The 10,634-nt window shown below is 42.7% G+C and carries 8 protein-coding genes and 1 pseudogene; 4 read left to right on the top strand and 5 right to left on the bottom strand.

Annotated features, from left to right (window positions below; genetic code table 11):
- The first annotated feature begins 69 nt into the window (after nucleotides 1-69).
- Nucleotides 70-1,351 (top strand): annotated as a pseudogene (locus KA717_35555) (ISKra4 family transposase).
- Here the strand turns inward: KA717_35555 and KA717_35550 are convergent.
- From KA717_35550 to KA717_35540, 3 genes are all read right to left on the bottom strand, one after another.
- Complete coding sequence (locus KA717_35550) at nucleotides 1,324-3,768, bottom strand: response regulator (GenBank protein UXE60750.1); 2,445 nt, start codon at nucleotides 3,766-3,768, stop codon at nucleotides 1,324-1,326. The pseudogene KA717_35555 and the gene KA717_35550 sit on opposite strands and share 28 nt — an antisense overlap.
- Before the next feature lie 17 nt (nucleotides 3,769-3,785).
- The gene (locus tag KA717_35545) at nucleotides 3,786-4,055 is read right to left on the bottom strand and encodes a DUF3143 domain-containing protein (GenBank protein ID UXE60749.1); all 270 of its coding nucleotides are present in this window, start codon (nucleotides 4,053-4,055) and stop codon (nucleotides 3,786-3,788) included.
- A gap of 156 nt (nucleotides 4,056-4,211) precedes the next feature.
- Nucleotides 4,212-4,682, bottom strand: coding sequence for a J domain-containing protein (locus KA717_35540; protein UXE64876.1), 471 nt, complete (start codon nucleotides 4,680-4,682; stop codon nucleotides 4,212-4,214).
- Nucleotides 4,683-4,892: 210 nt separating this feature from the next.
- Between KA717_35540 and KA717_35535 the strand changes: the two genes are divergently transcribed.
- Entirely contained in the window at nucleotides 4,893-5,666 is a 774-nt protein-coding gene (locus tag KA717_35535) for an ABC transporter permease (GenBank protein ID UXE60748.1), read from the top strand.
- A gap of 780 nt (nucleotides 5,667-6,446) precedes the next feature.
- Here the strand turns inward: KA717_35535 and KA717_35530 are convergent.
- On the bottom strand, nucleotides 6,447-7,085 hold the full coding sequence (locus KA717_35530; GenBank protein UXE60747.1) for a LuxR C-terminal-related transcriptional regulator: 639 nt from the start codon (nucleotides 7,083-7,085) through the stop codon (nucleotides 6,447-6,449).
- 50 nt (nucleotides 7,086-7,135) lie between these two features.
- Complete coding sequence (locus KA717_35525) at nucleotides 7,136-8,326, bottom strand: hypothetical protein (GenBank protein UXE60746.1); 1,191 nt, start codon at nucleotides 8,324-8,326, stop codon at nucleotides 7,136-7,138.
- Nucleotides 8,327-8,677: 351 nt separating this feature from the next.
- Here KA717_35525 and KA717_35520 point away from each other — a divergent pair, with 351 nt between their 5' ends.
- Both KA717_35520 and KA717_35515 read left to right on the top strand, forming a co-directional pair.
- The gene (locus KA717_35520; GenBank protein UXE60745.1) at nucleotides 8,678-9,775 is read left to right on the top strand and encodes a DUF2235 domain-containing protein; all 1,098 of its coding nucleotides are present in this window, start codon (nucleotides 8,678-8,680) and stop codon (nucleotides 9,773-9,775) included.
- Nucleotides 9,776-9,894: 119 nt separating this feature from the next.
- Nucleotides 9,895-10,581: a glycoside hydrolase family 75 protein gene (locus tag KA717_35515; GenBank protein ID UXE60744.1), complete on the top strand. Its 687-nt coding sequence runs from the start codon at nucleotides 9,895-9,897 to the stop codon at nucleotides 10,579-10,581.
- The last annotated feature ends 53 nt before the right edge of the window (nucleotides 10,582-10,634 follow it).

Raw genomic sequence — 10,634 nt, 5'->3', positions numbered from 1 at the left:
TGACCTTTAGTTGATGAAGGAAAAGAAAAGTGTTAACATGGGATGAAAAGTGACAAAGAGGAAACAATGATGACAGCAAAACTAATTAATGTAGAGGGTTCAAAGATAAAAATAGAACTAACATTAGAACTCAGTCGTTCAATGTTGGATACAGAAATAAATATTCAAAAAGGCTTAAACGAAGTAGGTTGCATCGCCAGCAAAGAAGCCTTGAAATATTTAGATACAGATGGTTCACCCTTAAAAATCGGTGAAGAAATCTGGAAGAGTAAGGGAGAGCAACCGAAAGAATATCAAACACCTTATGGTGAGGTTATAGTGAATCGTCATGTATATCAGCGTTCACCTTTGAGGAAAAACGTATTGCCCCTTAGAAAGAGAAGCAAGGATAATCATAACATCAACGCCATTATTGGCAAAACAGGTATCCTCAAAAATGTCAGGGATGGCAGGCAAAGAGGTGAAAAATGATTTATTAGAAAATCATGGTAGAAAAGTAGCGCTATCCTATATCCAAAGATTGAGTGAAGCAGTAGGAAGTGTGGTACAGGCAAAAGAAGAAGCGTGGAGTTATGCCCCGCCCAAGGAGGATAGCCAAATTGCAACAGTGGGAATAGGATTAGATGGAACCTGTATGCTGATGTGTGAGGATGGCTACCGTGAAGCAATGGTGGGAACCGTTTCCCTATACGATAGTGAAGGCGAACGTCAACATACAATCTATCTAGGTGCGGCACCAGAGTATGGAAAAAAGAGTTTTCTAGAAAGATTAGAAAGAGAAATTGAGCGAGCGAAAAACCGTTATCCAGAGGCAACATTGGTCGGGATAGCAGACGGGGCAGAATCAAATTGGAAGTTTTTAGAAAAGCAAACGGAAGAACAGATATTAGATTTCTATCATGCCTCTGGTTACTTAGGTGCCTTGGCAGAAGCGTTGCATCCGAATACCGTGTCAAAACAAAAAGAATGGTTGACTGAAAATTGTCGAGAACTCAAGCATGAAAAAGGAAAAGCAGGAGAACTGCTAAATCTGATGAAAGAAGTCAAAGAAGAAAAAAGTCATTCTAAGAATCTTACCGAGAAACTACAAGCGGCGATTACTTATTACGAGAATCATCAGCATCAAATGGATTATGCTGAATACATAGAGAAAAAGTATCCGATTGGTTCAGGTGTTACGGAAGCAGCTTGTAAGACGTTGGTCAAACAACGATTATGTTGTTCAGGGATGCGATGGAAGGAAAAAGGAGCAGGAATTATTTTGAGCCTACGAGCTTTGGTATTGACCAAGGAACGATGGAGTCAATTTTGGGCAAAACTTGATCAATATGGGTTCCCTGTAGAACCCTGATTACAACAGCTTTTATCAACTAAAGGTCGCACCCCTTCAGCTTCTAAACAATGTAAAGCCTCTAGCGGGGACAAGCTCACCTGGGGAATTAAGCCCCATTTCTCCAAAAGAGCCTGTAAAAATTGACAATTATTAAAACTATCATCCACGATTAAAACTTTCCGCCCTTCCAGGGAAGGAGTTTCTAAGGGATGGGGCACTCCCTCCTCTGGAATCACCGCTTGCACCTTGGCAGTAAAGTAAAAAGTTGTTCCGGTTGTGTTGTCCCCTTGACCTGTTTGCCAATCGTCAGGAACATTGCCCGTTGCTCCTCCTTGACTCTCGACCCAAATCCCGCCCCCCATCATTTTCGTCAAGCGAGCACAGATAGCTAAACCTAAACCGGTACCCCCATAGCGACGAGTAATAGAAGTGTTGACTTGGCTAAACGCTTTAAAGAGAAAATCTTGTTGTGGTTTAGAAATACCAATGCCTGTATCTTGAACTGAAAAACGAAGATTATAGACATTATCCTCCACCAGGGCAGGTGTAGCCACTTCAACGGCCACGGTAACAGTGCCATGCTCCGTAAATTTAACGGCATTACTCAGGAGGTTGACTAAAACTTGTCGTAAGCGGGTGACATCTCCAATTATGCTTTGGGGAACAGCCGGATCAAAACGATAGACTAATTCCAATTTTTTCGCACTGGCCCTGGGAATGACTAAATCTAGAGCCTCTTCAATACATTGAGTCAGTTCAAAGGGATGTTCTTCCAGTTCCAGTTTGCCCGATTCAATTTTGGAAAAGTCGAGAATATCATTAATCAGAGTCAGGAGATTTTCACCACTATTGCGAATAATCTCTGTATAGTATTGCTGCTGAGAACTGAGGGTAGTATCCAATAATAATCCAGTCATGCCAATAATGGCATTCATGGGAGTACGAATTTCATGGCTCATGGTGGCCAGAAATTCACTTTTGGCTTGATTGGCCATTTCTGCGGCATGGGTGGCTAGGGATAATTCTTCATTTTGTTCCGCTAACTGTCGGCGAATTTTGCGTTCCTGTTCTAGGGATTTCGCTTGAGCCAGGGCAATACCCACTTGGGCCGCCACGGCTTCGAGCAATTCCACTTCATCCTCATGCCAATGACGATACTGGGTACAGTGGTGTAACACAACAATACCATTGGGTTTGCCTTGATAGGAGGTTCGCACCGCGATGAGGGATTTGACTCCCAGTTGGAGATACAGCGATCGCTCGGATTCCAGTAGTTCTTCGGTGTCAATATTTTCAGAAATGACAGCCTGGTCTTGGGTTAAAATCTTTTTCAGATGGGCACTATCCATCAAAGGGAGATCCATTTTCAGCATCGAATCCACCCCTTCGGTCAAATACTCGGCCACACACAGTAGGGGAGAGGCGGTTTGCTCCAGATAGGTGAGGATCACACAACGATTCACCTCAAAAGTGGCCCCGATTTGATTAACTGTCGTCTGAAAAATTTGCTGACTATCTAGACTGCCCCGAATTTCCTCGGTGATTTTTTTAAGTAAAACTGTCCACCGTAGTTTTTGCTCCAACATTTGCTCAGCCTGTTTGCGAGGTGTGATATCTCGATAAAGCCATAAATACCCAAAAGATTCATTGTTCATTTCAATGGGAACGTAGTCTCTCTCTAGGATTCGGCCATCTCGTAAATAGATTTCTTCATTGATTACCAGACGGGAAGGATGAACTAGATGATCTGAACGTGGGTCAAATTCATTCGGTTTTACCAGCAGGGTTTTAATCCGCAAAGTCAAGAGGGAGAAATCAACTCCGATCAAACTTTCTACTTTAGTTTGAATGCCAAAAAGACGGCAGAATTCTTGATTCGCTAAAACAATTTGGCCGACTTCATTTTCCACCAGAATGCCAGACCGTAAGTTGTGAATGAGGGCCGTAAGGCGAGTGGTGGTGGTGCGGAGCACATGATCTGCTTCCCTGATTTCTCTTTCCGCAGCCTGCTGCTCTAAAAGGGCCTGTTCTAGGCGATCGCGGGTATGTTTTAATTCCAAATGGGTTTTAACCCTGGCCAACAGTTCGGGCGGATTAAAGGGTTTCGTGACATAATCTACCGCTCCCTGTTCAAAGGCTTGGAGAAGGTGCATCGTCTCACTACTAGCGGTTAAGAAAATAATGGGAATATCAGAGGTTTCAGGATTTTCCTTGAGTTTGGCACAGACCTCTAGACCATCCATTTCTGGCATCATCAGATCCAAAAGGATCAAATCAGGATGGGCCAAATTGACTCGATCTAAGACATCCCGTCCAGAGGTAACAAAAGTCGTTGCATAGCCAATCGCCTCTAATAATTCGGTGATCAGATGAACGTTGGCGCGAATATCGTCAACAACCAAAACGAGAAATTTCTCTGGGGTGAAAGGTTCCATAGTTTGAATACCAAAGCTTAGGGGCCAGTAAAAACCGCAGATTCAATGTCTTGACGACTGAGCGAATACTTGAAACTTCGTGTCACTTCCGGTTGAGCTGTCTGAGAAAAATAACGAACAATCAATTCTTCCACTTCCAGACAAAGTTCCCCCTGCCAGGCAGGATATTGAATTTTCCAACAGTGAAGATTTTGACGATCCTGCTGACAGCCAAGTTCGGTTAACCAGGTTTCGATCGCTGGCAAGGGGTGATTATAAAGGGGAGTATCCGAGGACGGTAGAGACATAGGCAAAAGGCAAAATCGTCAAGGTTAGATATTGTATTTTAGGCAATAAATATTTCAGAAATAGAATAATTTAGAATAGTTTAACTTTCATTATTCAGGATCTCTGTTAAAACTGAGGTTATTTTCTCCTTGAATCTTCTCTTCCAGAGATTCTGTTCAATAACTCAAGCCCAAATTAGCCGTCAGTCCGAGAGCATCTCCCCGGAGCCAAGCCACCAGCAGGGCCAGTCCCAAACAGCCCACCAGGGTCAGCCCCAGCAGGCAGAGGGCAAAAATTTCTCCCGCCGATAGGGGACGATCATTGGGGTCAAGATAGGCAGTACGAGACAAGCCCTGATCATCCGTATCCATCGTTGAGGGTTCAAGGGGAACTTGAATCACATGATAACGGGAATAACCAATTTTGAGATCGTACAGCGATCGCCGTTCAGGATGACTGAGAATGGCATAGGCTTCATTTAATCGCTGAAATTTAAAGGTGGCCACTTCCGCCGCCAACAGAGTGGTATCAGGATGATAACGTTTACTCAGTTCCCGATAGGCACGGCGAATTTCAATGGCCGAGGCAGACGGATGCAGTCCTAAAATAGCATAATGACTATTGAGTAGTCGGGTTTGGGGGGGCAATTGTCGGGTTGCTGACTGACGAGTGTTCTGTTTTTGTTCCACAAAAGTTCTGCGTCCTAACCATTGTTTGCCCTATTTTAGCTAAATTTCCTGGATAAAATTCACGATCAAAGAAACGCAATATTAGAGGATCAGCATAGTTGCTGAGGAATCTTGCCTCTTTTTCGATCAATCCTATAATCAAAATGTTATCTGTGATATTTCTTCCCTATGAATTTCTTTAGAATCTGGGCGATCGCCGCTAATGGTTTTCGAGAAGTGATCCGCGATCGCATTTTGTATGTGATTGGTTTCTTTGCGATCCTGATGGCTCTGGCGCTGAGACTCTTGCCCGAAATTTCCGTTGGCGCAGACGGTAAAATCTTTCTGGATCTGGGTTTAGCTGCTACGTCTCTATTAGGTGCGATCATTGCTATTTTTGTTGGCACAGGTTTAATCAATAAGGAAATTGAAAAACGCACAGTTTTAGTACTTATTCCCAAGCCGATTAGTCGGACAGAATTTATTATCGGTAAACATTTAGGTTTATCAGCAGTTCTCGCCGTGATGATTGCGGCTATGACTATCATCTATTTGCTGATGTTACTCTGGGCGAAAATTCCCTTCTCCTTAACCAGTATTCTCATTTCCCAGACATTTTTGCTCTTGGAATTGGCGGTCTTAACGGCGGTGGCCATTCTCTTTGGCGTTTTTACCAGTTCGATTTTGGCCACTCTCTTTAGTTTTGGTGTTTACTTTATGGGTCACATTAGTCGAGATCTACTGAAACTCGGTGCCATTACCAAGAATGCCAATATTGAAACCTTGACGCGATCGCTATACTTGGTCTTACCGAATTTAGAACGATTTAACTTAAAAAATGATGCGGTTTATGGTCTTCTGCCCTCGACAACAGAATTGCTGAGTAGTGCTCTCTACGGCTTCTTATATATTGTCTTGTTACTAACCTTTGCCAATCTCATTTTTGCTCGACGACAATTTTAAGCGTGAAGGTCGTCAACACACCTGATCATGGAATAACGAAGTATAACGGGGTTAATCGGACCAAAAAGAATCTTGTCGATAAGAGAATTCCCTCCTTTTTTTGCTACAATCGTTATTAAGTTTCAAACCGCGTAGGTTGCGCGATTGTTGGAATTGACAAGTGTTGATACGTCACAACTCGATTCTCAGTTCGAGACTCTTAAAAAGGCTCGCGCTGGGGAGCAGTTTACCAGAGATAATGGGGTCGTATTGCACTCAAATACCAATGTTGCCGAAGGTATCCTGCAAGAATGGAGGATTTTGAACTCCCCGCCTCCTTGTTTTTTAAAAAACAAAGGAAATATTGCTAGAACGGACTCGGAAGTTTCCAGTAATTGATACCACAAGGAAGTTGATTATTGGAGGCGAAAACGGACAAAGGCAAGTCCCAGACCCTAGAACCAAGGAAGCGTAAGCCTCCATCGGTCAATCGGGGAGCGAATATAAAGCAGTTGACGCTGTTTAACTTCGGTTAACTCCGTTTTCTGTGTGCCTCCGCATCACCAAACTGCTCCCATCTATAAATAATTAGTTGATGGTTTCTCCTTGAGCACGGTACGCTAAGATTTTCATGATCGCATTTAGACCTAATCAACGAAAAATTTACAGCAAGACTTTTTTTATGTTTAGGAAGTTAAACAGCGATCGCTTTTTATGTTTAGGAAGTTGAACGGCGATCGCTTTTTATGTTTAGGAAGTTAAACGGCGAAAATTTTACAGCAAGCAAAATTCCAAAGACTCTCAAAAAACAAGTAATTTGCGTCGCATCGCTTCCATACAAAGGGCTACACGAGGACTGGTTTGATTCTCATCTAAATAGTCCACACTGAGTTTCACTTTCAAACGTTGCACACAGTTTTGGATGGTTTTCAAGGAAAGATTCATGGTTTCAGCGATCGCTTTATCGGTTAGGGATTGTTGGCAAAGTAAGGTTAGAATATCCAGTTCCCGTTCGGTAAGATTAATATCGTGACGAAGTTCTCTCGGCAAGGCCAGTTTACCCTCTAGAGCCTGTCTTGCACCTTCCAAAAACACTTTACGCCGCTCAAGTTTACTGACAACGACAAAACCGCCTTGATGGGAACCAATGCGCTGGGAAAGGGGCTTGAGATAGCTATACTCGCTGGTGTAGATGAGAATATTTAAGTCAGGATATTGTTCTAAAACTTGCTGTAAAAAAGCGAGGGCATTGTGGGCAGATTGTTCACCAGTCAAAGTACCCACTAACAAGTCAACGACAGTTAGGGCAATGGGTTGAAGATTAAGACGCTCAAAGGCTTCGGGATGGGTTGCTGCAATAGTACAAATTGCTGTAGAGTCTATTTCTTTGAGAAAGAGACAATTATTTTGGGCCACTTCGGGGTGGTCTTCAATGATCAAAAAAATAGGAACGCTGCTCTGCATTAACTTATGCCCGTTGAAACCTATACTTAATTAAAGCTCAAATTTTGGTTCCAAGTCAATTGTATCTGTAGTCCACCACTACTTAAAGGAATACGCTGGATTTTTCCATCGGGTAATTCGGCGGCGATCGTATCCATTAATTTTGTGCCGTAACCACCCTTTTGTCGTTGTTGGGCATTCGGTTCAAATATTTTCGGGTCAAGAAATGTACCGTCATTTTCAATGGTTAGCATGGCCTGATGATCTTGCTGTTTAAGGCTAACAATTACTTGAGTGGCTGATCCGTAAGGTGGTTGGGCATGGTGAATAACATTATGAATGGCTTCTTTAAAAAAGCGGTAAAGGTCTTCGCGGGCTTCGAGCCACAAACTATTGAGGATGGGTTCGGTCAGGGGTTGCAATTGTTGAATGACCTTGAGAGTGAGTTCTCCTGATTGGATCAAATTGTTGAGTTGGGTTTGGATGCCCTGGTCTAAACCATTGCGAAGTTCGGGCGTAATCTCCAAGGCGATCGCATTAGTTCGGCTGAGGTGTTGGCGCAGGTGAGTGCCGAGGGTAGCCAGTTGATCGAGGATGGGGTCAATGGGCGGTTCAGGGAATTGGCTCTGGAGGATTTCTAGGCGATCCATGATCACTTTTAGTTCTTGCAATGGCCCATCGTGAATATCGGAGGCGAGGCGGTGCATCAGTTTTCTAGCTTGGGAAATAACGGCGGCTTGTTCAACGGTTTGTAAGCGATCGATTTCGCATTGTTGTTGGTTAATCAGGTCTTGTTGAAGTCCCAACTGTAAACAGAAGAGGGTTGATAGTCCCGTTACTGTCCAGGTGATCAGGGGTAGGGCCAGAGGTAAAATCCAACCCTGGGCCAGAAATGCAAAGTGCAGCAATCCCAATCCGATTAAAGCCAAGAGAGGATAGAGCCAATAATGCAATCGTTTGATGGTGGGGCCATGCAGTGTTGTTTTGCGATCGCGCACACGAACCATCACCCAGTGGCTAACACCGATGCCTCCGATGAGAATGATAGCAAATTGCAATCCTTCCGGCAGGGTTTCTGGAGGTGGAATTCGAGCGAAATGGAGGTGAAGAAGAATAAGGTTCTGCCAACGATGGCGGTGGGGAATCAGAAACAGATCGGAGAAAATGGCACTCCAAAAGATGCTCCAGCCAATACCAAGCCAGAGGGCAGTGCGTGTCCAGGTTTTGCGGGGAATCATTTTAGGTTATGGGATTCGGCGATCGCTAGTGGTTGAGATTAATGTTAAGAAATATTTCATAAAATCACATTCTTATTGTTAAAATACAGTTACAAACAGTTATTTTTCTTAACACTAAATAACTTGTAGTCAACCCCTGAGTATAACGAGTTTTTGATGGCGATCAGATGCAGATAAACGTATTTTGTTTTGCGGTTTAACGCAATTTTCTTTGCGGCGATCGTTATGCAATCTAGAGACTGATGCAAGTTACCTTAATAGTAATTTCATCGATCAACCTACTTCATCCTTAGTCTTGATAAGTTGTTTCTCTTGACTAGAGAAGTTAGAAATGATGACAAGAGTTAAAGTTTGATCAAAGTAATTTTTTTGAATTGGTATTTAGGAGATCAGATAGAAATGAAACGCCGTCTTATTGTCTGTTGTGATGGCACTTGGCAGGATTTAGATCAAGGCTATCCCACCAATGTAGTCAAAATGGCTCAAGCTATTAAATTAGTTGATAATCAAGATATTCATCAGATCGTTTTTTACGATGAGGGACTAGGTACGAAACAAGTAGATGGGTCTTCTTTAATCGATAAATTAACCAAAATGATGGGAGGTGGATTGGGATTTGGAATTGACCACAAGATTCAGGATGCCTATCGTTTTCTCTGCATGAACTATGAACCAGGAGATGAAATCTATCTGTTTGGGTTTAGTCGTGGTGCTTACACAGTTCGTTGTTTAGCAGGACTAATCTATAACTCAGGCTTACCTCACCGAGAGTTTGTTCGTAAAATACCAGCAGCCTACGAAATTTACCGAGAAAAACAAGACCCTGATAATGCTCCTAACGGAAACAAGGCGATCGCTTTCCGTAAGCAATATGGGCCACAGGTTCCGATTAAAGCCTTATGTTGTTGGGATACGGTAGCTTCATTGGGGATTCCTGATATCATTCATTCTCTTAATTTCGATGCAAGGTTCAATGAACGGTATCGCTTTTTTGATGACAAAGTAAATCCCACTATCGAAAATGCGATTCATGCAGTGGCGATCGATGAGATTCGTAAGGTTTTTGATCTAACTCGTATGGAATCTAGTAAACCCAATCAGGTAACTCAAGTGTGGTTTCCTGGCGCGCATGGCTGTGTTGGTGGGGGTTCTAAAGAAGAACGTGGATTATCCGATGGTGCTTTACTTTGGATGATGGAACAGGTTAAAAAACTGGGATTAGCTTTAGATGCAACCCATGTTGAAGATGGGATTAATCCAAATTTTGAAGCACCTTTTGATAACACACCAAAATTTCCATTCAATATTGGAAAACCCAATATCCGTGAAGTGACGGGTACATTTGCTGATTTACACGAAAGCGTCAAGCAACGTTGGCAATCTCCCAATCTTCATCCTGCTTATCGTTCTGTAAATCTGATGAAGTTTCAGAGTCAACTCGATTCTTAGTTTGGATTATCTTCTATCTTTTTCAGATTTATGTCTTCTGCGATCGCGCTGTATAAATTCTAGAGCAACACGATCTCAGCAAGTTTCTCGTTAATTTTTTTAGAATCTATGGAGGTTCTATGACGGACTGTACTAACAAAACTCAACTCTTTATAATCGCAGGTCATCGAGTCTGGAAATGGAATGGACTATCAACTGTCTTTTACAAATCTGGGATGACCATTGATGCTGATGGCGCACCTAATGCCTATCATCCTAACAATATTGGATTAGATGATCTCAAAAATGCAGGTTATCCCGATAAATCTTGGTGGACAGATGTTCTTGTTCCCGATCCTCAACATCCTAGTCAGGCATACGAACAACCGTCTGGAAATTTTAAAGGATACTTTGTCTCGATGACTGCGCTACAAGATGGGTCTAAACTAAAAACCGATCCCAGTCGATATGTTGACTCTAGCAAGATTCCCTACATTGTCCTGCCTGGCAATCATAGTGCAGGGGCAAAATTAGGAGATTTTGCCGTTGTCTTTAATCATAAGAACGGTAAGATTGCTAACGCTATTTATGCTGATGTCGGCCCTTCTACCAAAATTGGCGAGGGATCAATTGCTTTAGCTAAAGCTTTAGCTATTCCTTCTAGTCCAAAGACGGGTGGAGTTGCTAATGATGTAATGTACATTGTCTTTCCTGGCTCTGGAAACGGTAAGCCGCGATCGCTTGACGACATTAACACTGTTGCAACCCAACATTTCAAAAATTGGGGTGGAATTGCAAGGATTAATGCTTGCTTTGATGAGTCTTAAGCTTTGGAAATACTACTACAAAGTAGTTTTCTAACCCAAATCAGTTTTAAACT

It is taken from the genome of Woronichinia naegeliana WA131 (assembly GCA_025370055.1).
In the GTDB taxonomy this organism is placed as follows: Bacteria; Cyanobacteriota; Cyanobacteriia; order Cyanobacteriales; family Microcystaceae; genus Woronichinia; species Woronichinia naegeliana.
Note: the sequence above shows the minus strand (reverse complement) of the source record. Positions and strands in the feature narration are given on the sequence as shown.